This is a genomic window from Nitrincola iocasae, from assembly GCF_008727795.1.
In the GTDB taxonomy this organism is placed as follows: Bacteria; Pseudomonadota; Gammaproteobacteria; order Pseudomonadales; family Balneatricaceae; genus Nitrincola; species Nitrincola iocasae.
The window spans coordinates 3,384,156-3,408,056 of record NZ_CP044222.1 but is presented as its reverse complement, the minus strand read 5'-3'; the positions used below and the strand labels follow the sequence as shown (position 1 = coordinate 3,408,056).

Below are 23,901 nucleotides of genomic sequence, written 5' to 3'. Positions count from 1 at the left end.
ACACTCGGGCTGCAGCCTTATGAGCCGGTGTGGCAGCAGATGCAGCAGTTTACGGCTCAGCGTCAGGCGGAAACGCCAGATGAAATCTGGTTGTTACAGCACCACCCGGTATTTACCCAAGGGCAGGCCGGTAAAGCCGAGCATCTGCTCAATCCCGGCCCTATACCGGTGGTTAAAACAGACCGTGGCGGTCAGGTGACCTACCACGGTCCGGGGCAATTGATCGCTTACCTGCTGCTGGATTTGCGCCGCAAAAAACTGGGTGTCCGGGACGTGGTTACCCTGATGGAAGAGGCCGTCATTGCGCTGCTGGCAGATCATGGGCAAGTCGCCGTTGCACGTGCCGATGCTCCAGGTGTGTATGTTGATGATTGTAAAATTGCGTCACTGGGCTTGCGGGTTCGGCGCGGTTGCTCTTTTCATGGTCTGGCATTGAATGTCGATATGGACCTGCAACCCTTTGCCAGAATCAACCCGTGTGGCTACGCCGGTATGCAGATGACCCAGTTGCGAGATCTCTGTCCGGACACTGATATTGACAGTGCGGCTAAAAACCTACTAAATTACTTGGTTAAACGGCTCGACTACCCGCAGGTTGAGTTGGCTAATCATCTGGAAAGCTGAATACTATTATGTCTGATACTCCTGCAAAACTTGTCCGCGTCGAGCAAGGCGTCAAGCTCCGTGGTGCTGAAAAAATGGCTCGTATTCCGATTAAGGTCATTCCGACCGAAAAAGATGAGATGCCACGTAAACCGGATTGGCTTCGCGTCAGAATGGGCTCCAATGCTGAAGTGAAGCGGATCAAAGCCAAGTTGCGCAAGCACAAGCTGGCATCGGTATGTGAAGAGGCCAGTTGCCCTAATCTGGGCGAGTGTTTCAGTCACGGTACCGCCACCTTCATGATTATGGGTGATATCTGCACCCGACGTTGTCCCTTCTGTGATGTCGCACACGGTCGCCCTAATGCGCTGGCTGAAAATGAGCCGCTGGAACTGGCGGAAGCCATTGCCGATATGGGCCTGCGTTATGTGGTTATCACCTCAGTAGACCGAGATGATCTGCGTGATGGCGGTGCACAGCACTTTGCCGACTGCATTCGCGAAACTCGGCGTTTGGCTACCAATATACAGATAGAAACCCTGGTGCCGGATTTCCGTGGGCGTATGGATATCGCTCTGGAGATCCTGCAGCAAACACCGCCAGATGTGTTTAACCACAACCTGGAAACTGTGCCGCGTTTGTACAAGAAAGTCCGTCCTGGTGCTGATTACGCCTGGTCACTGGAGCTATTGAAACGCTACAAGGCCTTACGTCCTGAAATCAGAACCAAGTCGGGTTTGATGGTGGGTGTTGGTGAAACCAATGAAGAAATTATTGAGGTAATGCGGGATCTGCGCGCCCATGATGTCAATATGATCACCATCGGTCAGTACCTGCAGCCAAGCCGTAATCACCTGCCGGTTGATCGCTTTGTTACCCCGGATGAGTTCGATGAGTTTGGCCGCATCGCCAAATCACTTGGCTTTAGCCATGTTGCCAGTGGCCCTCTGGTACGCTCGTCTTACCATGCTGATCTGCAGGCCAAGGGTGAGAAGGTCGGTTAAAACCGGCTACGAAAGCTACCGGTATCTGAGTTATTTAACAAGATGTACCAGATACCGGTAGCGATTACTCAAGATCGTTCAGTAATGTCTGCACGATATCGTTCATGCATAACAGTCCGACCATCTCGTTATCCTTCAACACCAGAATGCGCTTGACCCGACTTGTGATCATCAGTGACGCGGCGTGTTTTACCGATAGGCTCTGCCCTACTGAAATAACAGGTTTGGCACACACATCGTAGACATTGATCAGATCGATATCGCCGCTTTCGGCCACTACCGTTTTGACAATGTTGGTATAGGTAATCAAACCATAGGCATCATTGTCATTGGTTTTTTCCACTACCAGTGATTTCAGCTTGTGACGCTTCATCAGGCTCAGTGCGTCACGCAGTGTTGCAAAGGGTGAAACGGTTATAACATCGTTCACCATGACATCTTTTACCAGCATGAAATGCCTTCCTTTTTAGAGGTTTTCTTTCAGATGTTGCTCAAATTTTGCCAGTTGTGACAGGTCTATTCCGCCAAGGTGCTCCAATGGAAGGGTAAACACCACGCCATGGGAGTCATTGTTTTTCTTATCGACAATGAGCGTCTGGATGGATTTGAGAATCTCCAGCGATAAGCCCTTTTCCAATACCATAATAATGATCGATTGACTGCCTTCATAGGTCATGCCGAAGAAGGTTTTTTTCGCATCACTGCCGATTCCCCGACCCGATAACAATGTGATGCCACCGGCACCTAATTCACGTGCACCGTCAATCACTTTTTGCTCGTAGTCTTCAGACACGATTGCTGTCAATACAGAAAATTTCATGATTCAGCCCTGTTGAATTTATTCAGCCAGTCAACGGCGATGGCGTAGCACATGACTGTAACGATTGGAAAAATGGACGCAAATGCGATCAAGCCAAAGCCATCGATCAATACATTTCGCCCTTCAATATGTGTGGCCAGTCCGATACCTAGTGCCGTTACCAGTGGAACGGTTACCTCTGAGGTGGTTACACCACCCAGGTCAAAAGCCAGTGCCACGATGTATTTTGGACACAACATGGTCAGCAGGATTACCAGCGTGTAACCGCCAATAATAAAGTAGTGAATCGATCCGCCGCTGATCAGTCGGAAAACACCTATTGTAATGCCAACCGCTACCCCAACGGCAACCAGGAGACGAATGACGTTACCCTTTATTTTACCTGCAGCGGCTTCTTCAGCTTGTTGACCCACAGCAATTAAAGCCGGTTCAGCCATGGTGGTTGCAAAGCCGATCATAAAAGCAAACAGATAAATATATGCATAACTGTTCAGTGAAATGAGCTGCTCTGCCATGCTGTTGCCGATCGGAAAAAGTCCGATCTTCAACCCGACAACAAATGCATACAGACCGATAATCACCAACAAAAAACCAAAGGCAATTTTAGGTGGGTTGGATAAGGGCCGCTTGAGAATAATGTATTGGAAAAATAGAATGGTGATCAGGATGGGCAGTACATCCCGGAACATGGTCAGGAGATCTAGCAGCCCTTGCACTACAGGGTGAGTTACGGCGAGTTCCACACTCTGCACAGCCTGAGCCGAAGCGCTGTCGGCATCTATGGCATAAACAAAAATACCATAAAGCTGCACGCTGATCATTGGCACCATCACCGCCAGCGCAACCAAACCAAAGCCATCAATCAGGGGGCTACGTCCACGAATTGAAGAGGCCAAGCCGATCCCCAGTGCAGCAATCAAGGGGACGGTGACAATGTTAGTGGTGACACCGCCAGAGTCATACGCCAGCCCAACGATCTCTTCGGGTGCAAAGAAGGTGACGCCGACCACGATGATATAACCAATAATCATATACCAATGTATCGGGTGGCCGAAAATGATGCGAAAAACCCCTAGTGCAATGATAAAGCCAACTGAAGTGGCAACTAACAGGCGAAGCACCAGCGCATCGATGCGGCCTTCGCTGATCTCTTGTGCCTGGCTGGCAACGGCGATGAGTGCCGGTTCGGCGACCACGGCTGAAAATCCCAAGGCAAAACCAAAGCACAGCAAAATGGGTACTGACCCCTTTTTGGCGAATTGGTTGGAGAGACTTTTGCCGACGGGGAAGATGCTCAGCTCCAGACCCTGCAGAAACAGCGCGACGCCGACAGCAACGACGAGTAAACCAAAGGCCATGCTCAGGCTGTTTTCCGGTAGTTGCTGTAAAATAGCCAACTGAAAGAACAGCACGACAACAACGATCGGTAACAGGTTCTTTAAGGCGTGTAAAAATGCATGTGCAAAATTATTCAGGTACAGCAAGTCAGCCTCTCAAACAGGGTAGTGGGTGTCTGGCTTGTTTATGCTTGGATCCTGTCACAGGTTGGGCAGCCCGCTCAGAACCAGATCATCATAGTTAATCACTCCGATAATATCATCTTCTTTATCGACTACTGGTGCGACAGCTAGCCCAAACTTATTGAATAAACGCGCGCAGAAACGTATCTGCATCTGGCTACGTATACACAGTGTAGGTTTCGACATGATTTCATAGATATTAACCCGTTCTGGTGACAGGTTTTTTGCCAGTACTTTTTTGGCTATATCTGAGAGTAATACGATACCGTACTCATCCTGTTCGTCACGTTTGTCTACAATTAATACCCGTGCGTTACTACGCTGCATTAGCGTGACGGCATCTTCAACTGTGAGTAAGCCGTCAACCCTGCAAAAATGTTGATTCATCACATCCTTGACGGTTTTGATGGTGCCTTTAGACATAGCTTAATCCTCTTTATCATCAAACTGCATGGCCAGCTTTTTAATCTGGTGTTTAACACCCAGCGCATCTTCTACATCGATTTGTAGGGCTATGCCGGTGCCTGGTGAATCATCAAACTCACCGACTTCGGCAATTTTTTCCAAAATCTTGCGACAACGGTGTTCCTCAACCAGGAATAGCAACACGTCACGACTGCTGGTGATCTCAAGACCAAATATCCCGCGGGTTTTATTCAACCCTTCGCCGCGGGCATTGTTGATAATCGTTGCTCCTGTAGCACCCGCATCTCTGGCGGCATCCAGCAGGGCATCAGTTTTGTCATCGTCGACAAACACCAGAATTAATTTAAAGCGCATCAGTGGTCTCCTTGGGTCGGGTGTCCCGTTCCCGATGATTACGATTACGTTTTTCCAGCCATGCCGCCAGCTGCGCATAGCCCATTACAGTAATAATTGGAAACAGGCAGGCCAGCGCAATCATGCCGAACCCATCCAGCAGCGGGTCTCGTCCAGGTATAGAGCTTGCCAATCCAAGGCCCAGCGCTGCAATAATGGGTACTGTAATCGTGGAAGTGGTTACGCCACCGGAATCAAACGCCAGCGGAATAATACTTCGCGGTGAGCGTAGTGTTTGAATGATCACCAATACATAGGCGGCCAGAATAAACCCTTGCAGTGAGGTGCCTGTAACAATTCGCCAGCTTCCCAAAGTAATTCCTGTAGCCATACCTAGTGCAACGGCGATCCGCAGCATGAGTGGGTTAATGGTTCCGCCAGAAATTTCGCCAGCCTTAATAGCAACGGCGATAAGTGAGGGCTCAGCAATCGTGGTGCTGGCGCCGATGGTGAAAGCAAAAATATACACCCAGTAATAGTCACTCCAGTGACGCTGGGCGCCATCAGCCAGTGCGGGTAAAAAGGATTGAGATGTCAGTTGTTCCGCCATCATGCTGCCCATCGGAAATAGCGCCTTTTCCAGCCCCAGCAGAAACAAGCTCAACCCAAGCAGAACCATGGCAAAGCCGGCCAATACGGAGGCTAGTCGATGAACTTTTTTTCGTATGACCAGATATTGGAAGCCGAAAATGATGGCGGCGATGGGGGCAATATCGAGTGCTGTGTTGAAAAAAATGGTTAAAAATTCCATCAGTCGTGCCTCATAAAGTCAGCCGCCCATAAGCCAGCACAAAGATGATCGGCATGACTGAAGCTAAAGCTATCAAGCCAAACCCATCCAGCATCGGGTTGCGTCCCTTGATTGACGATGCCAGTCCGACGCCCAGGGCTGTTACCAGAGGGACAGTGATGGTTGAGGTGGTCACGCCGCCTGAATCATAGGCGATACCAATGATTGCATCCGGCGTGATCAAGGTTAACAGCATGACCAACACATAGCCTGTAATAATGATGTAGTGTAGCGGCCAGCCCTTGAGTATGCGTAATACCCCCAGCATTACGGCGCTGCCGACAGAAATAGCTACGACCAGTCGTAACTCCATGGCAAAGCGGCTTTGTGCCTGCGAGTTCTCATCAATCAGCCCGCCTAGGGCGATGACTTCAGCGGCCTTGCCAGCTACCGCAATCAATGCCGGTTCGGCGATGGTCGTTCCAAAACCCAGTGCAAAAGAGAACAGCAGTAGCCAGAAAACTGAGGACTTTTTTGCAAAGGCATGGGCAAGACTTTCGCCAATAGGGAAGAGTCCAAGTTGTAATCCTTTGATAAACAGCGTCAGGCCCGCCAGAACACATATCAGCCCGATAATCAGGTCAACATAGCTGGTTCCCTCCGGCAGTGGCTGACGAATCACAATGAGCTGAAAAAAAGCCATGACCAGTATTACAGGAATCAGATCTCTGAAACTGTCTCTGGCTTGTCTGGCAAAGCTGATGAGTAAATCCATAAACTGAAAGCTAAAACCTGCTGGGTGTCGGTAGGGTGAATCGTCTGGGTTTATTAACATTAATATTAGCTAAATATTATCATAAGGTTATTTAAATCGGCATGAAAATTATGGCTATTATTATAAGGAGTGCTATTGAGCATAACTTTTTAGGAAAACCAGTGGCATCTGCTTCATCCTCTGCTATCTTTAGTGCTAAGAAATAAAATTTCACAGGCTGATGTTTACTCGGCCTGGTGTAGTTAGTGGGAAACCGTTAGGAGTTACAGATTTGACCGCACTTTGGGACCAGCATATTCAACAAGCCATTTCACTGCGTCGTGAACTGCATAAACAACCTGAGTTAACCTGGCAAGAAGTGGCGACGGCCGAGCGTATACGTCAGGAGTTAACCGCGCTAAATATACCCTGGGAAGCCTGTGCCAAGCATGGCACGCTGGGTCGGTTGGCCCAGCATAAGCCGGGCCCTCACATTGCCTTGCGCGGTGATATGGATGCGCTACCTATAGATGAAAAAAGTGGCATGCCTTGGAGCTCTCAGAGCCCCGGCTGTATGCATGCCTGCGGGCATGATGGTCATACTGCTACCTTGATGGCGGCCGCTTATTGGCTTAAGGCTCATGAAGAGCAACTGCCTGGGCCGGTGACGCTGTTGTTTCAACCAGCAGAAGAAGGTGGTCATGGCGCGCTGCGAATGATCGAGGAAGGGGCTCTAAAGGGTATAGATGTTATTTATGGTTGGCACAACTGGCCAGCCATTGCGTTTGGTCAGGCGGTGTGCCCGGATGGAGCGGTGATGGCGGGTAACGGCACCTTTCGTCTGACGGTAACTGGACAGGGCGGACACTCCAGTCAACCGGAGGCGTGTCAGGATCCAGTGTTGGCGGCGTCGGCGATTGTTGTGGCGCTGCAACAGATCGTCAGTCGCCGTTTGCCACCCCAAGATGCTACAGTGTTGAGCGTCACATCAGTGGATGCGCGCAGTTCACCTACCGTGATTCCAGATACGGCGGTGATTGAAGGGGGCTTTCGTATTGCACAACCAGCCACGCGCAAGGTACTGTCGTCATTGATTGAAGAAATCTCAACGGCAACTGCCAGAGCTTATGGCACGCAGTGTCAGGTGGAAATTTTTCCGCGCTACGATGCCACCATTAATCATCCGGAGCCAGCGGCAAACTTTCGCCAGCAACTGGAGTCAGAGTTTGGTGAGCAGGTGTTGAGCCAGTCTACCCCCTTGCCGATTATGGCCTCGGAGGACTTCAGTTACTATCTTAAGGAAATACCCGGTGCATTCGCTTTGATCGGGAGCGATGATGGTCAGTTGCAGCATGGACGACCTTGTCATAATGCGCAATACGATTTTAATGATGCCCTGATATCCAGGGTGACGCGGGTATTTTCAAGACTTGCAGGCGCTCCGGTTCCGGAGCAGACCTGACCCTGATAGCAACCTCGGATGTTTCCCGGTTGCTGCTAGTCCGGGCAGCTGAATTGTCAGCGGCCTAACCAAATGCTGTCTGGTTAGAAAAATAATTGACGACCAGACAGAATCTATAACGGGTTCAAACCCTTGTCATGATGAAGGAGGATTTCCATGCAGGTATTCGAAAAGTGGGAATCAGAGATCCGCGGTTACTGCCGTATTTATCCAACCGTGTTCAAATCCGCTTCAAACGCCCGGCAGGTCGATGAAGCAGGCAAATCTTATATCGATTTCTTCGCCGGTGCAGGGGTGCTTAATTTCGGGCATAACAACCCCTTGATGAAAAAGGCGTTGATTGAATTTATTGAGGCGGATGGGATCGCGCATAGTCTGGATACCAGCACGACTGTTAAGCGTGATTTTCTCTCAGCCTTTGCTGAAACCGTGCTGGTCCCGCGAGGGATGAACCACAAAATGCAGTTTATGGGGCCTACCGGCACCAACGCGGTTGAAGCGGCGTTAAAACTGGCTCGTCGGGTTACCGGGCGTAAAACTGTAGTGGCTTGCACTCATGGCTTCCATGGCATGACCTTAGGGTCACTGGCGCTGACGGCAAACAGTTATTTCCGCAACGCGGCCGGTGTACCGCTGGAACATGTGATACGTATGCCATTTGGTTGCGAAACCCCTTGCCGTAGCTGTGAAATGGGCTGTGGCGTCGATTCAGTTGACCGACTGCGGGCACAGTTTGCCGACAGCTCCAGTGGTCTGGAACCACCAGCCGCCTTTGTGATTGAGCCGATTCAGGCTGAAGGTGGCGTGCATGTAGCCAGTAAAGAGTGGTTGCTGGCAGTACAGAAACTGGCTCACGATCTGGGGGCTTTGTTCATTCTGGATGATATTCAGGCGGGCTGTGGCCGTACCGGTAGTTACTTCAGTTTTGATGGCATGGGGCTGGATCCTGATATCGTTACCCTGGCGAAAGGCATCGGTGGCTTTGGCACGCCGCTGGCGATGAACCTGGTCAAACCTGAGCATGACAAGCACTGGTCTCCCGGTGAGCATACCGGGACTTTCCGTGGTCAGGGCTTTTCCTTTGTGGCCGGTAAGGTGGCGATGTCCTACTTCCACGACGACAAGCTCATGACTGAGGTTAAGCGCAAAGGCGAGCAGATGGCTGCTGCTTTGGATGCCATAGCCGCTACCAGCGCGGGTGCCTGGCAGGTGCGAGGCAAAGGCATGATGCAAGCCCTCGATATAGGTGACAGTGCGCTATCCAAAGCGATTGTTACTGAGTGCTTTAACCGTGGGCTACTGCTGGGTGGCTGTGGTACAGGCGGCATGGTGATTAAAATGATTCCGCCGCTGACCATACCGGATGAAGATCTGACTCAGGGACTGGAAATTTTTGCTGCAGCAGTCAAGGCGGCCAAGGAGGCTCAATGAAAAAACGCGATGATATGACGTTTCCGTTCGAAGAGTACGAGCGGCGTATCAACGAGTTAAGGCAGCGCATGCGGGAACGACTGCTGGATGCGGTGGTGATCAGTGATCCCGAAAATATCATGTATCTGACGGATTATCAGACCACGGGGTACTCCTTCTTCCAGGCACTGGTGGTGCCGTTGGAAAAAGACTCGTTTATGATTACCCGGGTGTTGGAGGAGTCAAATATCCACGCCCGTACCTGGGTTGAGATCACACGACCCTATCCGGATACCGGGGATGCTATCCAGATGCTGGTCGAGGCACTTAAGGAGTTTGGCTTAAGTGGGAAAAATATCGGTTATGAACGTAACAGTTATTTTTTCCCGGCTTACCATCAGGATGCTATTCACACCACCTTTACTAATGGCCGTCTGCTGGACTGCTTCGGTATTGTTGAAGAGGGGCGCATTACCAAATCCAAGTATGAGATAGAGGTGATGCGTAAAGCGGCGCTGGCTACCGAGGCAGGCATGCAGGCTGGCTTTGATGCCTGCACTGCTGATGTAACCGAAAATGAGGTGGCCGCAGCGATCAGCCATGCGATGTTTTGTGCCGGGGGGGAGTTTCCAGCCGTTATGCCCTACGTGACCTCCGGGCCGCGCAGCATGATAGGTCATGCCACCTGGGAAGGTCGCAAGATCGAAGCAGGTGAGCATGTGTTTCTTGAGGTGGGCGGCTGTTACCGCCGCTATCACACGGCGATGATGCGCACGGTGGTACTGGGTAATATGACCGACTCCTTTTACAAGGCCCAGGAAACCATGAAGCTGGCGCTGCACAAACTTAAGGAAGTGCTGCGCCCCGGTTTGACCGTATCGGATGCAGATAATCTGGTTCGCGCCATTATTACCAGTAATGATGTCGGTGGCCGGTTGATTACGCGTTCGGGCTACTCCATTGGTATCGCCTTTCCACCGAGCTGGGATGAGGGTTATATCATCAGTCTCAAACAGGGCGATTCCAGTGTGCTGCGCGAGGGTATGACCTTTCATATCATTCCATGGATGTGGGGTGTGGACGGCGATAAAACCGTGGGTATTTCGGATACCTTGCATATCACTGCTAAGGGTTGTGAATCCTTCTTTACCCTGCCGGAAGACTTTGTGGTCAAACCGGAATATGCACCGAAAGGGAAAGAAGGTAAAAAGCCAGCCAAAGAGAGCCAGAAAGAAGAGAAAGAGCTGTCTGCGCCCACTGATATGCAGTTGGTCTCCGCTCAGGCCAATATAAAAACAGCAGAGAAAATCAGTAAATCAAAGAAGGAGAGTGCTTGATGACAGTGCCCGTAATCAACCCGACCACTGGTGAAAAGTTGCAGGACTCGCCTGTACTGGATGCGGTGGCACAAGAAGCGACCCTGGTGCGTGCCCGAGAGGCTTATAGCAGTTGGAAGCATACCTCTTATGCCCAGCGTGCTGAAGTGCTTAAAGCGGTTGCGGCTAAACTGCGTGAAAACGTGGAAACCCTGGCACCGCTGATGACGCTGGAAATGGGTAAGCCGATTAAAGAGGCCCGGGGTGAAGTAATCAAGGCGGCTTGGTGTGCTGAGCATTATGCTGAACAAGCTGAGAGCTATCTCAGTAACCTGACATTGGAATCCGATGCCAGTCACAGCTATGTGCAGTATCTGCCATTGGGTACAGTGTTGGGCATTCTGCCCTGGAATGCGCCTTTCTGGCTGGCGTTTCGTTTTTGTGCTCCGGCGCTGATGGCTGGCAATACCTGCCTGATGAAGCATGATTTGCATGTGCCCGCCAGTGCGCAAGCCATTGCCGACCTGTTTGAGCAAGTGGGCGCTCCGGTTGGCATTATGCAGAATATGCCTATGGATAATGCCGCCATAGAGTCGGTGATTCGTGATCCGCGTGTACAGGCAGTGTCGCTTACCGGGTCTGAAAAAGCCGGTGGTGCCGTGGCGGCGATTGCCGGTTCGGAAATTAAGCCGGTGGTACTGGAATTGGGTGGATCTGATCCTTGTATCGTACTGGCTGATGCTGATCTGGAAAAAGCCGCCGATACCATTACCCTGTCGCGGATCATCAATGCGGGCCAGTCCTGTATCGCCGCAAAACGGATCATTGTCGAAGCCTCTATCTATGATCAGTTGCTGGAGATGTTGAAAGAGCGTCTTGCACGCCTGAAGCTGGGTGATCCTGCGGAGGACGCTACCGATGTCGGCCCTATGGCACGTGATGATCTGCGCCAGAATCTGCATCGTCAGGTGACTGAAACGGTGGCGGCGGGAGCCCGTTGTTTGTTGGGTGGAGAGGTGCCCGAGGGGGCCGGATTCTTCTATCCAGTCACCTTGTTGGCTGATGTTAAGCCGGGTATGACCGCCGCTGTAGAAGAAACCTTCGGACCGGTTGCCGTGGTGATGAAAGCGGCTGATGCCGATGAAGCCATTGCTCTGGCCAACGATAGCCGTTACGGCCTGGCTGCGGGGGTGTGGACAGAGCGCAGTCGTGGTGAGCAGTTGGCTCGCCGTCTGGAAGTGGGGCAGGTGGCGGTGAATGGCATAGTCAAAACCGATCCACGCTTACCCAGTGGCGGGATTAAACGCTCCGGGCTGGGACGGGAGCTGGGTCCTCAGGGCATCCATGAGTTCGTTAATGCGCAGCAGATCTGGCTGGGTTAATATTATTCTTTGGGCGCATGGATGCGCCGTCAGGGTAGTGTTAAACTGGCACAAGTTTAAGAATGATATCGGGAGAGATCGCTGGCCTTATTAAAAGGTTGAGCGGCGCCGAAGGAGCAACCGCCCCGGAAACTCTCAGGCAAATGGACCGGTATTGATCAAAAAACTCCGAAGAGTTGTCGCTTGCAGCGGCACACCGAAGGAGCAAGCGCTGTTGTTGGCGTGAATCTCTCAGGTACAGCGACGGAGGGGGTGGCAGGTACACATTAGAACCTGTCTAACCCTATGTTGCTTCGGAGTTTTCACGATGAAATCAATTGCAGTTATCGGCGGCGGTATTACCGGCGTCACCTCAGCTTATGCCCTGGCCAAACGTGGCTACCAGGTTACCCTGTTCGAAAAGCAGCGCTATGCCGCGATGGAAACTTCCTTTGCCAATGGTGGGCAGTTGTCTGCTTCCAATGCCGAAGTCTGGACCTACTGGGCGACCATTTTCAAAGGCATGAAATGGATGTTGAAAAAAGATGCCCCGCTGCTGGTTAACCCCAAGCCTTCCTGGCATAAACTCTCCTGGTTTGCCGAGTTTATCGCCGCTATTCCCCAGTATGAGCAAAACACCACTGAAACTGCACGGCTGGCAATCGCCGCGCGTGAGTTATTACTGGGTTGGGCCGCCGATGAGCAGATTGATTTTGATCTCAAGCAGAAGGGCATACTGCATATCTATCGTGATAAAGCTGGCTTTGAACATGCGCAAGGAGTTTCCAGACTCCTGGCAAAGGGTGGTCTGCAACGTGAAACCCTGACGGGCTGCGAAATCCACCAGGTCGAGCCCACACTTAAGGGGCAGTTCTATGGTGGCTTTCTAACTCCAAGTGACTCTACGGGTGATATCCATAAGTATACCCAGGGGCTTGCAAACGCTTGTGAGCGCATGGGCGTTAATTGTCTCTATGAACAGGACGTTGTGGATGTCATGGCGGATGGGCAGAGTGCTACTGTGGTGGTTAGTCATCAGGGTGAAAAAGTGTCACATAAATTTGATGCGTTGGTGGTTTCCGCAGGTGTCGGTAGCCGAAAACTGGCGTCGGCTTTGGGTGACAGGGTGAACATTTACCCGGTGAAAGGCTATTCGATTACCGTTAATCTACTGGATGCTGAAAGTCAGGCGGCTGCGCCTCAGGTCAGCTTGCTGGATGACGAAACCAAATTGGTGAGCAGCCGTTTGGGGCAGGACCGCTTTCGAGTGGCCGGTACCGCTGAGTTTAATGGTTACAACAAGGATATTCGTGCAGACCGTATCAAACCCCTGGTCGACTGGGTCAACCAATGCTTTCCGGGTGTCAGTACCCGCAGTGTCGTGCCCTGGGCCGGGTTAAGACCGATGATGCCGAATATGATGCCCAAAGTGGGCCGCGGGCGCCTGCCGACAGTGTTTTACAATACGGGTCATGGGCATTTGGGGTGGACGTTGAGTGCGGTTACGGCCGATATGCTGGCAACTGTTGTTGATGGCCGTGTAGCTTCAGATAAGCTGGTAACTGTCTAGCCTAGCTGGCTGAGTTCAAGAGAGTCGATCTCAGCCTGGCTTCAGTGGCTGGATCGGCTGGCTGACTACTTTGAATGCTCCAATCTCTATGGTTATGGTGAATCCATACCTGGTCCCCACGGAGCTCAATGCTAGTGACCGGCTTCAGATCCCGACGGTCCTCAGCGGTATAAATATTGAGTAATTCATAATCCATAACCCAAATTCGGTTGTCTGCCTCGACAGTCACGACTGTGTGGGGTTCAATCTCGTAGCCGCTGGGAGTGACATGCTGGGCATGGGTAATCATCATTCTTGCATCAGGAAAACGTTGGCGAACAAGATGGTATTTGGCCAGCGCTGAATGACTGTATCGTTGTCCAGTTTGCTGTTGACGCTGGTAATCCAGATTGACCTGATGGTTGATCATACGCAGTTCGCGCAAGTCAATCGCTTCGGCTACCGGACTGACTGACGTCAGTAACAACAGCATAAAGCCAAATATGGCTGTTCGCATTGTACAATCCTTACTGAGCAAACTGATGCGTGAAGCCAGGATTGTGCAGATAAACAATTGTGACCGCAAGCGCAAGCACATCAATCAATGATGTAGATCAACTCATTGCGCTTATGGTGGCCCAATGATGTCCAGTGCTCTATAGTAAAGCACTACAAAAAGGTAATTCGTCCAGATGCTAGAGCCCCAGATAACCTCGTCTACAGATAACCCGCTTTCTACCCGGCTGGTACATATACTGGTGCTGTCGCTGGGTTATGCTCTGGTAGGTGTTTTGACTATATTGTCTGCTTTTGCCGAAGGTTATGCGGCGCCCTTCTGGCCAGCGGCCGGACTGGGGTTGGCGGCCTTGCTGATTTTAGGGCGTGGGTGTTGGCCTGGTATCTGGCTGGGCAGTCTGCTGATCGATCTATGGATGGAGCAGAGTAGCGGAATTCTTTTGTCTGGTGTATTCAATGCTTCGGCATCCTCCTTGCAGGCGGTGATTGCTGCAACCCTAGTTAGATCCCTGATTCGACGACCTGATCCACTGGCAAAAGATGCGGACCTGCTGCGCTTTTTAGTATTGGCCGGACCTCTGACCTGCATGATAGCTCCGACAGTCGGGGTGCTCAATCAGTACCAATTGGGTATGTTGGTGGCCGAAAATCTGCGCACGGAATGGTTGATCTGGTGGGCTGGTGATACCTTGGGGGTTTTACTGTTTACGCCAATCCTGCTGTTACTCTGGCAAGATCGCAAGCGTTCGGGGCTGCAGGTGGGTAGCTATCGCATCATTCTGCCGCTGGTCATCACGATACTATTGCTGCTGCTTGGAAATTACGCTCTGGCCCGGCTGGAAAAAGGTCGCAGTCAATTGGCGCTGGATCGACAGTTTGAAGAGATTAGTGATCTGCGTTTTGAAACCCTGCCTAACCTGATTCAGCCGCTGGTTGGTGTGGAGCGATTCTTTGTCTCCAGTGTCAGGGTGCACCGCTCAGAGTTTGCCAGTTACACGCGCTTCATTACTGATGAGCCCGCGGTGTTGGCTATCGACTGGGCGCCGCGGGTCTTGCGTTCAGAGCTTGAAGACTTTGAACGAAACCTGTTGCAGACACAGGGGCAGGTATTTGAGCTGGTTTCGGATCAGCAAGTATCACCGCTTGCCCAGCGAGAAGAACTCTTTCCCGTTCTGTTTAGCGAACCCGCAGCAGACAATGCCATCGCTCTGGGTCTTGATCACGGTTTTGAACGACCACGGGTTGAGGCGATGCAGCAGGCACGCTCAAGCGGTCGGCCGGTTATGGCGCCGATGGTCCCTTTGCTGCGCAACGGTCGACCGGGAGTGCTGGTTTATCAAGCCGTTTATCAGAATGCCCCCCATCCTTTGCATCAGGGGATCTCTGGTGATGAGGTGCCGTTGCAGGGTTTTGTGGTTGGGCTCTATGACGTAAAAACCTGGTTGGCACCGCTGGTTCAGGTGGCTGAGGCACACGGTGTCAATCTCAGGGTCAGTGATGTCACCGAACCGCAGTCTCGTACTGTCCTGTGGAATACTCTACCCGAAGAGCAAACGCCAGGATGGGTTAGGGATATCGATATCGCATCCCGCACCTGGCGGTTGGAGATGGAGTCTGCCATGCCAGCCTGGAAGCCGGGTTCAACGCTGGAAGAACAGTTGTATATTGGTTTCTCAGTTATTGCTGCGTTCATGGCCGTGTTTGCGACATTGGGTAGTGCCGGTCGTTATGCTGCTACCCGTGCAGAAGTAGCTCGGCGCACCCATGAGCTGCGTGAAGAATTACACCATCGACGTTCCACCGAACTGGCGTTGCAAGAGAGTGAAAGCCGTTATCGAAGCCTGATTGAAACAGCTCCCTTTACTATTCTGCTGCAGTATGAGGGGGAGGTGGTCTATCTGAATCCTCAAGGCATCAACACCTTTGCCGCAGAGTCTCTGGGACAGGTGGTGGGTCATTCATTATTGGCACTGGTGCAGCCGGAACATCGTGCCACCATTGCCGAACGGATACGGCGAATTTCTGCCGGTGAAACCCTATCGGAAAGTCTGACCATGACCTGTGTGCGTCTGGATGGCACGCCGTTTTTGGCTGAGTGGTCATCGGTGCCTTATGAAATGGAGGAAGGGGTTGGCTCACTAGTGGTGTTGCAGGATGTAACTGCCCGCAAGGAAGCCGAGGAGCAGCTGGATCGTTTCTTTTCTTTGTCGCTGGATCTGCTGTGCATTGCCGATCATCAGGGCAATTTCAAACGTATCAATCCAGCCTTTACCCAGATGCTCGGCTGGACTGAAAAAGAACTGCTGAGTCAGCCATTTTTCAATCTGGTGCATCCGGATGACCGGGAAATCACTGAACAGGAAGTGGTAAAAATTAACATCGGTGAGCGTGCCAGTGAGTTCAAAAACCGTTATCTGTGTAAAAATGGCAGTTGGCGCTGGCTGGAATGGAAAGCTCTGCCGCAACCCAATGGGCTGATCTATGCCTCGGCACACGATGTCACCTTGCAGCATGAGGCCACAGAGCAACTACAACTGCTGAACGAAAAACTGCGCATCCGTGTTGAAGAGCGTGGTGAAGCGCTACGGGCATTGAATGCTAAGGAGCAGGAAATCGAAGCAGTGCTCAATAACCTGCTTGAATGCGTCATTACCATCGACGAAGGGGGGATTATTCGTCGACTGAATCCGGCAGCGACAAAAATTTTCGGCTATTCCAGCAATGAAATGCTCGGACAAAATGTATCGATGCTGATGCCTGATCCCCACCGTCATGAGCATGACGACTACTTAAATAATTACCTGCAAACAGGTATTGCCCGTGTGGTGGGTTCGAGTCGTGAAGTGGAGGGGCGCTGCAAGGATGGCACATTGGTTCCACTCGAGCTGGCTGTCAGTCGCTATGAAATACATGAGCAGATCTACTTTACCGGTACTCTCAGAGATATCAGTGAACGGCGCTCACTAATTTATCAACTGATCAATGCACGGGTTGAAGCGGAAGAAGCCAGTCATGCCAAATCGGCATTTTTGGCTACCATGAGTCACGAGATTCGTACGCCTATGAACGGCGTGCTCGGACTCATTGATGTGCTGGGTCAGGATGATATGAGTGATTATCAGCGCGGGCTGGTGCAAACCATTCAACGTTCTGCCCGCACTTTGCTGGGGATTATTGATGATATCCTCGATTTCTCCAAAATCGAGGCTGGACGTTTGGAGATCAATCCAGAAACGACTGATCTGGGTGAGCTGGTAGAGGAATTGTGCAGCTCATTGGTAGTGCTTGCTCTGGATAAGCAAGTGGACCTGTCGGTGTTTGTCAGTCCGGAATTACCATGCCATGTGCAGCTTGATCCTGTACGGGTGCGTCAGGTGCTGTATAACCTGATAGGTAATGCGATCAAATTTTCCGGTGGTCGTGAACGACGTGGTAAGGTGGCTGTGCGGGTGCTGGCCGGTATGGATCAAACCTTGCGCCTTATCATTCAAGATAATGGCATTGGCATCCAGCGTGAACGACTGAAAGAGCTGTTTGATCCCTTTACGCAGGCTGAATCAGATACCACCCGGCGCTTTGGAGGTACCGGGCTTGGCCTGGCGATCAGTAAGCGCCTGGTGGACATGATGGAAGGCGAAATCTGCGTAGAGAGTCAGCCTGATCTGGGGTCAGAGTTTACCCTGTTGCTACCTATGCAGGTGTCAGATACCAATGTCGCTCCCAGTTGGCCAGACCTGAAAGGCTTGAATTGCGTCATTTTGCCAGCAACGACTTACGTTGCCGAGGATCTGGCCGCCTATGTCATGGCAGCGGGAGCTCAAGCGGTAGTGTTGGCACAAGAGGAATCTTTGGCAGCTGTGCTGTCCTGCCAGACACCACCGGTGGTGTTAATTACCGATGGACAATCTCAAGTGCCGCGATTATCTGGTTTGCTGGCCAGTTTGCCGCATTTGCGTCACTTGCAGATTCAGCAAGGTCGCAGGCGGCGTGCGCGTATTGATGATCCGGAGCAGGTGTTACTGGATGGTGATGCGTTAAGTCGTGAGGCATTTTTGCAGGCGCTAAGCATTTGTGCCGGTTTCGCATCACCACCGACCGCATACGTTCGGCAACAAGCGGTGTCGGCTGAGGCGTTGTCAGTCAAACTCAAGCATCAAAGCCAGTCCAGTGATCAACTGATTCTTGTGGCTGAAGATGATGAGATTAATCAGATAGTGATTCTGCAGCAGCTACGCTTACTCGGTTATAGCGCTGAAATAGCCGATAATGGACAGCAGGCCTTGGAAATGTGGCGTACAGGGCGCTTTGCATTGTTACTGACCGACCTGCACATGCCAGAGATGGATGGCTATGAGTTAACCGGCCAGATACGTCATGAAGAAGCAGACGGGCAGCATTTCCCTATCCTGGCCCTAACGGCCAATGCTTTACGCGGCGAATCGGATCGGGCCGCACTGGTTGGAATGGATACCTACCTGGTTAAGCCGGTGCAATTACCCAAATTACAAGCTGCACTGGAAACCTGGTTGCCCGTTTCGCAACAGCAAGAGGAAAGCAGCATGATACAGGATGTGGAGCACGCGGCAGATAGTACTGATGTTTTGCTGAATCCGATGGTACTGAGTGAGCTGGTAGGCGGTGATGAGCAGGTTATAAACGAGCTCTTGGGTGATTATCTGGAATCGGTGCGAGGACATGCACACGCGGTTGTCCAGGCCTGGCAAGCGCATGATCTGAATCAGATCGCAAGTGTTGCACATAAGCTCAAATCATCGTCTCGCTCGGTGGGAGCGCTACGTCTGGGTGAGCTCTGTGCCAAACTAGAACAAGCAGTCAAGTCAAACCGACATGATGATGTTGAAGCCTGTCTACAAGTCTTTGAAGAACAAGTAGACGCAACGCTGCAAGCGATAGAGAAGCATATTGGCTCAACGGAGAGCGACTAATGCGAATGCTGGTCGTTGATGATGAGCCGTTTATGTGTCATTTGCTGGTCAAGCAGTTGGCAAAGCTGGGCTATGATGATGTGTTGGCGCAGCATTCGGCCAAGGATGCGCTGCAAGTGCTCAGTAAGCAACTGCATGGCATAGATCTGGTATTCTGTGATTTGCAGATGCCGGGTATGGACGGTATAGAATTTGTCCGTCAGTTGGTGCACCTTGGCTATCGTGGTGGTTTGGTCCTGGTCAGCGGTGAGGATTGGCGTATTATCGCCACGGCCGAAAATCTGGCACTGCATCATCGTCTCAAAGTGCTGGGTGGCATGCAGAAACCTGTTTCCCAGGCTGCATTGAAAGCTATTATGGTTCGGGCTCTTGCCCACCAATCAGCCCTGCAGCAATCTGGCCCGTTGCTGTCCGCAAGTCCTCGGCGGCCAAGTTATGATGTGGCTGCCTTACGGCAGGCCCTGGATTCTGGCGAGTTGGTTAATTATTATCAGCCCAAGGTCAGTCTGCGCGATGGTCAGTTGCTGGGTGTTGAGACCCTGGTGCGCTGGCAGCATCCGGATGATGGTCTGGTGCTACCGGATCAGTTTATTCAGGTCGCCGAAGAAGCCGGGCTGATCGATCAACTGACACAACAGGTGCTCAGGGCTGCATTGCAGCAAGTCCGGAGTTGGAATGATGAAGGTATGGCGCTGCAGGTGGCTGTAAATATATCCATGGATAATCTGGCCAGCCTGGACTTCCCGGATCGTATTGAAAGTTTGTTGCACGAGTTAGGTGTGCCGGCATCGGCGCTGATGCTTGAAGTGACTGAGAGCCGTGTGATGAGTGATCCTCTGGCATCCCTGGATATATTGACTCGCCTGAGAATCAAAAAAATCAGCCTGTCGATAGATGATTTTGGTACCGGGCATTCATCCTTGCGTCAGTTGCACGATATTCCCTTCAATGAGCTGAAGATAGATGGCAGCTTTGTACGTGGCGTTAGTCATGATAGTTATGCTAGAACTATTGTTGAAGCCAGTCTGAATCTGGCACAGCAATTGGGTCTGAAAACTGTAGCCGAAGGGGTGGAGCAGCCTGAAGACTGGTGCTTCTTGCGAGAGGCTGGGTGCGATGTCGCTCAGGGGTGGCTGATTGCTCGTGCGATGCCAGCCGAACACTTGTCAGGCTGGGTTGAGACGTGGCAGGGTCGTCGAGCTGAACTCAATGCTATCGGCCAGCAATCAGAGGAGGGTTGACGTCATGTTGACAGGTAGTCTGTTAATGAATAAACACTCGGTGGTGTTTATTGCCGGTAGTAATAAAAGCATCGTAGAAGTTGTTTATGCGCAATTACGCGATGAATTTGAAAAACTGATCATGCAAGTGTCTAGCTCCGTCACGGACCTGCAACACGAGTTCAGTCTCTCTTATGCCGACGTGCTGATATTGGCATTTGAAGACCTCGGTGTTGCCGCACACCTGTCAGAGTCACTGTTTAACGCTTCCCTTAAAACCCCCTTAAAGCCCTATCGGGTGTTGGCTCTGTGCAGCAAGTCCGATGTAAAGCGTGCTTATACGCTCTATGGTGAGCGCCTGATCAATGATTATGTGGTCTATTGGCCATTAACCTATGATCCCTACCGCTTGGTCCTGTCTGTGCGTCAGGCCATAGATGATTTGAAATATAATGATGATGCCAAGCAGTTGTTGCGGGAAGTGGCTGCGTTGAAAAAAACTGTGGCAGAGCAAACCAGCTGGATTGAGCGTGTTCGAAGCACACCAGGTTTCGAAGAACCCGATATGGCTCAATTGCTGTCGGCTTACGAAGAAGAGGTACTGATTGATGGTAAGTCGATTGCATCGCAAATCCCTAAGGGACCACAAAAGCAAGTGTTGGTGGTCGATGATGATCAGTTTCAACGTAGCGTACTACGCAAACTGCTGATGGCAGAGCATTATGAGATACGCTTTGCAGAAAATGGCAGTGATGGGCTGGATATGATGCGTCGACGGCAGTTTGATTTGGTTTTGCTTGACCTGATGATGCCGGGGATGTCTGGCCTGGATGTGATGAAATACCTGCGCCGCCATCCGGATACAGTTACAGCACCTGTGATTATCATCAGCGGTGAACATGAAAAGGAAGTGGTCGTGGAGTGTCTGAAGCTTGGTGCATCAGGCTATGTAGTTAAGCCTTACACCCGTAAAACGCTGCTGGAAAAGATCGATAAGGCGCTTTCCGGAGACTCATGACTAGGACTGTATCGGTTTAACTGTTTATTTTTGCTGGTAGCGGTGGGCGGACTCGAACCGCCACGCCCGTTAAGGCAACGGATTTTGAATCCGTCGTGTCTACCAATTTCACCACACCGCCAACATGATCGTGTTACACAGGCATTACATACCTTTGCAACAGAGCGGCTATTATAAGCACTTTATTGCATGGGTCAATCCGCACTGAAAAAATCTTTTGCTTGGGGTAAAATACCGCACCTTGATTTTTGATGATGATTGACGATGCGTGTAAGTGATTTCACCTTTGAACTACCTGATGAATTAATTGCCCGGTTTCCACTGGAAACACGCAGTGCCAGCCGATTATTGTGTGTGGATGGCAACACTGGGGAGCGGCAGCACCGCCAGTTCAGTGAACTGACCGAACTGCTTAGACCGGGTGATCTACTGGTATTTAATGATACCCGGGTTATACCCGCGCGCCTGTTTGGCCAAAAAGCCTCGGGGGGTAAAATCGAAGTGCTGATTGAGCGTCTCCAGGGCGAGCAGCGGGCATTGGCGCATATACGCTCAAGCAGGGCGCCCAAACCGGGTAGTCGGTTGCTGCTTGAAGGTGGGGTTGAAGCCGAGGTGTTGGGACGGCAGGAAAATCTGTTTGTTTTGCAGTTTGATCTGGGCGGTGATCTGCTGACGGCTTTGGAGGCACATGGCCATATGCCTTTACCCCCCTATATGCAACGAGATGATCAACAGTCAGATCGCGAACGCTATCAGACGGTATATAACCGTAAACCGGGAGCCGTCGCGGCGCCGACAGCCGGATTACATTTCGATCAGCCGCTGCTGGATAAGTTGCAGGCATTGGGCGTGGAAACGGCTTATGTCACCTTGCATGTTGGCGCGGGTACCTTTCAGCCGGTGAAAGTGGATCGGGTTGAAGATCATCACATGCATTCAGAGTATATTGATGTACCTGAAGCTGTGTGTGACGCTGTGCGGGCTGCCCGTGCCAGAGGGGGGCGTGTGGTCGCCGTCGGAACCACCAGTGTGCGTTCATTGGAAAGTGCCAGCCAGAGTGGAGAAATTCAGGCCTTTTGCGGTGATAGTAATATTTTTATCTATCCTGGTTATCAGTTTCGCAGTGTCGATGCGCTGATCACTAATTTTCATTTGCCGGAGTCGACCTTGCTGATGTTGGTGTCAGCCTTTGCCGGATCTGACCATATTAAAGCGGCCTATGCTGAAGCGATTCAGCAGACATACCGATTTTTCAGTTATGGTGATGCCATGTTTATGACCCGCCAGGATTTAAATGCCGAGGAGCAAGCGTGAGTAGAGAATGTTTTATGCAGTTTGAGTGCCTGACGACTGAGGGCAAAGCCCGTCGGGGGCGCTTGACCTTCCCGCGGGGTGAGGTTGAAACACCCGCGTTTATGCCGGTGGGCACCTATGGCACGGTTAAAGGCATGTTGCCACGCGACGTAAAAGCGCTGGGTGCACAGATCGTTCTGGGCAATACCTTTCACCTGATGTTGCGTCCGGGCACCGAGATCATCAATCTGCACGGTGATCTGCATGATTTTATGCAGTGGCAGGGTCCCATTCTGACCGACTCAGGTGGTTTCCAGGTGTTCAGTTTGGGCAAAATGCGCAAAATTACCGAAGAAGGCGTTTCTTTTCGCTCTCCCGTGGATGGCAGTAAGGTGTTTTTAAGCCCTGAGGTATCCATGCAGGTGCAGCAGGCGCTGGGCTCGGATATTGTGATGATTTTCGATGAGTGCACCCCCTATCCAGCCACGGAAACCGAAGCCGCTGAGTCCATGCGCATGTCGTTGCGCTGGGCCAAGCGCTCAAAAGAGGCGCATGGTGATAGCCCCTCAGCGCTGTTCGGCATAGTTCAGGGTGGCATGTACCCACACTTGCGTGACGAGTCGCTGGCTGGGCTGGTAGAGACAGGTTTTGATGGTTATGCCATTGGCGGGCTTTCTGTAGGTGAGCCTAAGGATGAAATGATCAGTGTATTGGATCATCTGGCGCACCGGATGCCTGAAGATAAACCGCGGTATCTAATGGGAGTTGGCAAGCCTGAAGATATTGTTGAAGCGGTGCGTCGCGGGGTGGATATGTTTGACTGCGTTATCCCGACCCGCAACGCACGCAATGGCTTTTTATTTACCTCCAACGGTGTGGTGAAAATCCGTAACTCGGTAAATAAAACCGATACCCGTCCATTAGATGAAAATTGTGACTGCTACACTTGTAAAAACTTCAGTCGGGCTTATCTACATCACTTAGATAAGTGTGGTGAGATGCTTGGGGCGCAGTTAAGTACTCTGCATAACCTGCATTACTATCAAACACTGATGACTGGTTTGCGCAATGCGCTTGAACAGGGTAAATTGTCCGCCTTTGTGGACGATTTCTATCGTGCTCGGGGGATGGAAACGCCACCACTGATAGATACGAATACGTTTTAATACAATTGAGTTTTAAATAACCTGGGGAATGTCTTAATGAGCTTCTTTATCTCTCCTGCATATGCAGAAGTTGGTGCTGGCGGTATGGAATCCGGCATGTTTAATATGTTGTTTTTGGTTGGTTTTGCACTGATTTTCTATTTTTTCTTATGGCGTCCTCAAGCAAAACGTGCCAAAGAACATAAAGCACTGATCGGTGGTCTGAGCAAGGGTGATGAAGTCATCACTGCAGGCGGTATTATTGGTAAAGTGGTCCGTCTTACTGATGACTATCTGGTACTTGAAGTCAGCAATGGTGTGGAACTCAAGTTTCAGAAAGCACATGTGGCGGCCGAGCTGCCCAAAGGTACTATCAAGGATATCTGAAGGCTGAATCCAGCGTGAGCGCCACTTG

Annotated in this window: 21 protein-coding genes, 1 tRNA gene and 1 riboswitch; of the genes, 13 read left to right on the top strand and 9 right to left on the bottom strand. The window is 51.3% G+C overall.

Annotated features, from left to right (window positions below; all coding sequences use genetic code 11):
• Positions 1-39: 39 nt before the first annotated feature.
• Positions 40-624, top strand: coding sequence for a lipoyl(octanoyl) transferase LipB (lipB, locus tag F5I99_RS15700; RefSeq protein ID WP_233282136.1), 585 nt, complete (start codon positions 40-42; stop codon positions 622-624).
• Between the two features lie 8 nt (positions 625-632).
• Positions 633-1,607: a lipoyl synthase gene (gene lipA / locus F5I99_RS15695; protein ID WP_151057616.1), complete on the top strand. Its 975-nt coding sequence runs from the start codon at positions 633-635 to the stop codon at positions 1,605-1,607.
• A 64-nt stretch (positions 1,608-1,671) separates the two neighbouring features.
• Here lipA and F5I99_RS15690 read toward each other — a convergent pair whose 3' ends face one another.
• From F5I99_RS15690 to F5I99_RS15660, 7 genes are read right to left on the bottom strand one after another with little or no spacing between them, the layout of a single operon-like run.
• Entirely contained in the window at positions 1,672-2,058 is a 387-nt protein-coding gene (locus tag F5I99_RS15690; protein ID WP_151057614.1) for a CBS domain-containing protein, read from the bottom strand.
• A 15-nt stretch (positions 2,059-2,073) separates the two neighbouring features.
• Positions 2,074-2,427 (bottom strand): P-II family nitrogen regulator, encoded by a 354-nt coding sequence (locus tag F5I99_RS15685; protein WP_151057612.1) that lies wholly within the window; start codon positions 2,425-2,427, stop codon positions 2,074-2,076.
• A complete protein-coding gene (locus F5I99_RS19900; RefSeq protein ID WP_151057610.1) occupies positions 2,424-3,911 on the bottom strand; it encodes a DUF1538 domain-containing protein in 1,488 nt (495 codons plus the stop codon). Before F5I99_RS19900 ends, F5I99_RS15685 begins: the two co-directional genes overlap by 4 nt.
• Before the next feature lie 54 nt (positions 3,912-3,965).
• A complete protein-coding gene (locus F5I99_RS15675) occupies positions 3,966-4,370 on the bottom strand; it encodes a CBS domain-containing protein (RefSeq protein WP_151057608.1) in 405 nt (134 codons plus the stop codon).
• A gap of 3 nt (positions 4,371-4,373) precedes the next feature.
• Positions 4,374-4,727: a P-II family nitrogen regulator gene (locus F5I99_RS15670; RefSeq protein WP_151057606.1), complete on the bottom strand. Its 354-nt coding sequence runs from the start codon at positions 4,725-4,727 to the stop codon at positions 4,374-4,376.
• The gene (locus F5I99_RS15665; RefSeq protein ID WP_151057604.1) at positions 4,717-5,517 is read right to left on the bottom strand and encodes a DUF1538 domain-containing protein; all 801 of its coding nucleotides are present in this window, start codon (positions 5,515-5,517) and stop codon (positions 4,717-4,719) included. Before F5I99_RS15665 ends, F5I99_RS15670 begins: the two co-directional genes overlap by 11 nt.
• A gap of 10 nt (positions 5,518-5,527) precedes the next feature.
• Entirely contained in the window at positions 5,528-6,271 is a 744-nt protein-coding gene (locus F5I99_RS15660) for a DUF1538 domain-containing protein (RefSeq protein ID WP_151057602.1), read from the bottom strand.
• A gap of 271 nt (positions 6,272-6,542) precedes the next feature.
• On the opposite strand from F5I99_RS15660, the gene doeB2 reads away from it, so the two are divergent.
• From doeB2 to F5I99_RS15635, 5 genes are all read left to right on the top strand, one after another.
• Positions 6,543-7,712: a N(2)-acetyl-L-2,4-diaminobutanoate deacetylase DoeB2 gene (gene doeB2 / locus F5I99_RS15655; RefSeq protein ID WP_151057600.1), complete on the top strand. Its 1,170-nt coding sequence runs from the start codon at positions 6,543-6,545 to the stop codon at positions 7,710-7,712.
• 156 nt (positions 7,713-7,868) lie between these two features.
• Complete coding sequence (locus tag F5I99_RS15650; RefSeq protein WP_151057598.1) at positions 7,869-9,143, top strand: aspartate aminotransferase family protein; 1,275 nt, start codon at positions 7,869-7,871, stop codon at positions 9,141-9,143.
• On the top strand, positions 9,140-10,459 hold the full coding sequence (doeA, locus tag F5I99_RS15645) for an ectoine hydrolase (RefSeq protein WP_151057596.1): 1,320 nt from the start codon (positions 9,140-9,142) through the stop codon (positions 10,457-10,459). Before F5I99_RS15650 ends, doeA begins: the two co-directional genes overlap by 4 nt.
• On the top strand, positions 10,459-11,820 hold the full coding sequence (locus F5I99_RS15640; protein ID WP_151057594.1) for an NAD-dependent succinate-semialdehyde dehydrogenase: 1,362 nt from the start codon (positions 10,459-10,461) through the stop codon (positions 11,818-11,820). Before doeA ends, F5I99_RS15640 begins: the two co-directional genes overlap by 1 nt.
• A 59-nt stretch (positions 11,821-11,879) precedes the next feature.
• Positions 11,880-11,981, top strand: a riboswitch (glycine riboswitch).
• Between the two features lie 146 nt (positions 11,982-12,127).
• Positions 12,128-13,369, top strand: a complete 1,242-nt coding sequence (locus tag F5I99_RS15635; RefSeq protein WP_151057591.1) for a D-amino acid dehydrogenase — start codon at positions 12,128-12,130, stop codon at positions 13,367-13,369.
• A gap of 1 nt (position 13,370) precedes the next feature.
• Here F5I99_RS15635 and F5I99_RS15630 read toward each other — a convergent pair whose 3' ends face one another.
• Entirely contained in the window at positions 13,371-13,865 is a 495-nt protein-coding gene (locus F5I99_RS15630; protein WP_151057589.1) for a hypothetical protein, read from the bottom strand.
• A gap of 175 nt (positions 13,866-14,040) precedes the next feature.
• Between F5I99_RS15630 and F5I99_RS15625 the strand changes: the two genes are divergently transcribed.
• The 3 genes from F5I99_RS15625 to F5I99_RS15615 are packed head-to-tail and all read left to right on the top strand — an operon-like array spanning position 14,041 to position 21,048.
• Positions 14,041-18,810 carry a PAS domain S-box protein gene (locus F5I99_RS15625; RefSeq protein ID WP_151057587.1) on the top strand — a complete coding sequence of 1,590 codons (4,770 nt, stop codon included), beginning with the start codon at positions 14,041-14,043 and terminating at the stop codon, positions 18,808-18,810.
• Positions 18,810-20,051 carry an EAL domain-containing response regulator gene (locus F5I99_RS15620; protein ID WP_151057585.1) on the top strand — a complete coding sequence of 414 codons (1,242 nt, stop codon included), beginning with the start codon at positions 18,810-18,812 and terminating at the stop codon, positions 20,049-20,051. Before F5I99_RS15625 ends, F5I99_RS15620 begins: the two co-directional genes overlap by 1 nt.
• Positions 20,052-20,055: 4 nt before the next feature.
• Positions 20,056-21,048, top strand: coding sequence for a response regulator (locus F5I99_RS15615; RefSeq protein ID WP_191905872.1), 993 nt, complete (start codon positions 20,056-20,058; stop codon positions 21,046-21,048).
• A gap of 34 nt (positions 21,049-21,082) precedes the next feature.
• On the opposite strand, the gene F5I99_RS15610 is transcribed toward F5I99_RS15615, so the two are convergent.
• A tRNA-Leu gene (locus F5I99_RS15610) sits at positions 21,083-21,169 on the bottom strand.
• A gap of 143 nt (positions 21,170-21,312) precedes the next feature.
• Between F5I99_RS15610 and queA the strand changes: the two genes are divergently transcribed.
• The 3 genes from queA to yajC are packed head-to-tail and all read left to right on the top strand — an operon-like array spanning position 21,313 to position 23,873.
• Positions 21,313-22,362 carry a tRNA preQ1(34) S-adenosylmethionine ribosyltransferase-isomerase QueA gene (gene queA / locus F5I99_RS15605; RefSeq protein WP_151057581.1) on the top strand — a complete coding sequence of 350 codons (1,050 nt, stop codon included), beginning with the start codon at positions 21,313-21,315 and terminating at the stop codon, positions 22,360-22,362.
• A gap of 14 nt (positions 22,363-22,376) precedes the next feature.
• Positions 22,377-23,507, top strand: a complete 1,131-nt coding sequence (tgt, locus tag F5I99_RS15600) for a tRNA guanosine(34) transglycosylase Tgt (RefSeq protein ID WP_151059260.1) — start codon at positions 22,377-22,379, stop codon at positions 23,505-23,507.
• A 36-nt stretch (positions 23,508-23,543) separates the two neighbouring features.
• Complete coding sequence (gene yajC, locus F5I99_RS15595; RefSeq protein WP_151057579.1) at positions 23,544-23,873, top strand: preprotein translocase subunit YajC; 330 nt, start codon at positions 23,544-23,546, stop codon at positions 23,871-23,873.
• Positions 23,874-23,901 lie beyond the last annotated feature (28 nt).

What these genes read in the sequence shown, in the direction of transcription:
- F5I99_RS15650 (WP_151057598.1), top strand. Translation starts at nt 7,869, where the DNA reads ATGCAGGTATTCGAAAAGTGGGAATCAGAGATCCGCGGTTACTGCCGT.
- F5I99_RS15640 (WP_151057594.1), top strand. Translation starts at nt 10,459, where the DNA reads ATGACAGTGCCCGTAATCAACCCGACCACTGGTGAAAAGTTGCAGGAC.
- lipB (WP_233282136.1), top strand. Translation starts at nt 40, where the DNA reads ATGCAGCAGTTTACGGCTCAGCGTCAGGCGGAAACGCCAGATGAAATC.
- F5I99_RS15685 (WP_151057612.1), bottom strand. Translation starts at nt 2,427, where the DNA reads ATGAAATTTTCTGTATTGACAGCAATCGTGTCTGAAGACTACGAGCAA.
- queA (WP_151057581.1), top strand. Translation starts at nt 21,313, where the DNA reads ATGCGTGTAAGTGATTTCACCTTTGAACTACCTGATGAATTAATTGCC.
- F5I99_RS15670 (WP_151057606.1), bottom strand. Translation starts at nt 4,727, where the DNA reads ATGCGCTTTAAATTAATTCTGGTGTTTGTCGACGATGACAAAACTGAT.
- F5I99_RS15665 (WP_151057604.1), bottom strand. Translation starts at nt 5,517, where the DNA reads ATGGAATTTTTAACCATTTTTTTCAACACAGCACTCGATATTGCCCCC.
- F5I99_RS15615 (WP_191905872.1), top strand. Translation starts at nt 20,056, where the DNA reads ATGTTGACAGGTAGTCTGTTAATGAATAAACACTCGGTGGTGTTTATT.
- F5I99_RS15690 (WP_151057614.1), bottom strand. Translation starts at nt 2,058, where the DNA reads ATGCTGGTAAAAGATGTCATGGTGAACGATGTTATAACCGTTTCACCC.
- F5I99_RS15625 (WP_151057587.1), top strand. Translation starts at nt 14,041, where the DNA reads ATGCTAGAGCCCCAGATAACCTCGTCTACAGATAACCCGCTTTCTACC.
- lipA (WP_151057616.1), top strand. Translation starts at nt 633, where the DNA reads ATGTCTGATACTCCTGCAAAACTTGTCCGCGTCGAGCAAGGCGTCAAG.
- F5I99_RS15660 (WP_151057602.1), bottom strand. Translation starts at nt 6,271, where the DNA reads ATGGATTTACTCATCAGCTTTGCCAGACAAGCCAGAGACAGTTTCAGA.
- yajC (WP_151057579.1), top strand. Translation starts at nt 23,544, where the DNA reads ATGAGCTTCTTTATCTCTCCTGCATATGCAGAAGTTGGTGCTGGCGGT.
- doeA (WP_151057596.1), top strand. Translation starts at nt 9,140, where the DNA reads ATGAAAAAACGCGATGATATGACGTTTCCGTTCGAAGAGTACGAGCGG.
- F5I99_RS15620 (WP_151057585.1), top strand. Translation starts at nt 18,810, where the DNA reads ATGCGAATGCTGGTCGTTGATGATGAGCCGTTTATGTGTCATTTGCTG.
- F5I99_RS15635 (WP_151057591.1), top strand. Translation starts at nt 12,128, where the DNA reads ATGAAATCAATTGCAGTTATCGGCGGCGGTATTACCGGCGTCACCTCA.
- F5I99_RS15675 (WP_151057608.1), bottom strand. Translation starts at nt 4,370, where the DNA reads ATGTCTAAAGGCACCATCAAAACCGTCAAGGATGTGATGAATCAACAT.
- F5I99_RS15630 (WP_151057589.1), bottom strand. Translation starts at nt 13,865, where the DNA reads ATGCGAACAGCCATATTTGGCTTTATGCTGTTGTTACTGACGTCAGTC.
- tgt (WP_151059260.1), top strand. Translation starts at nt 22,377, where the DNA reads ATGCAGTTTGAGTGCCTGACGACTGAGGGCAAAGCCCGTCGGGGGCGC.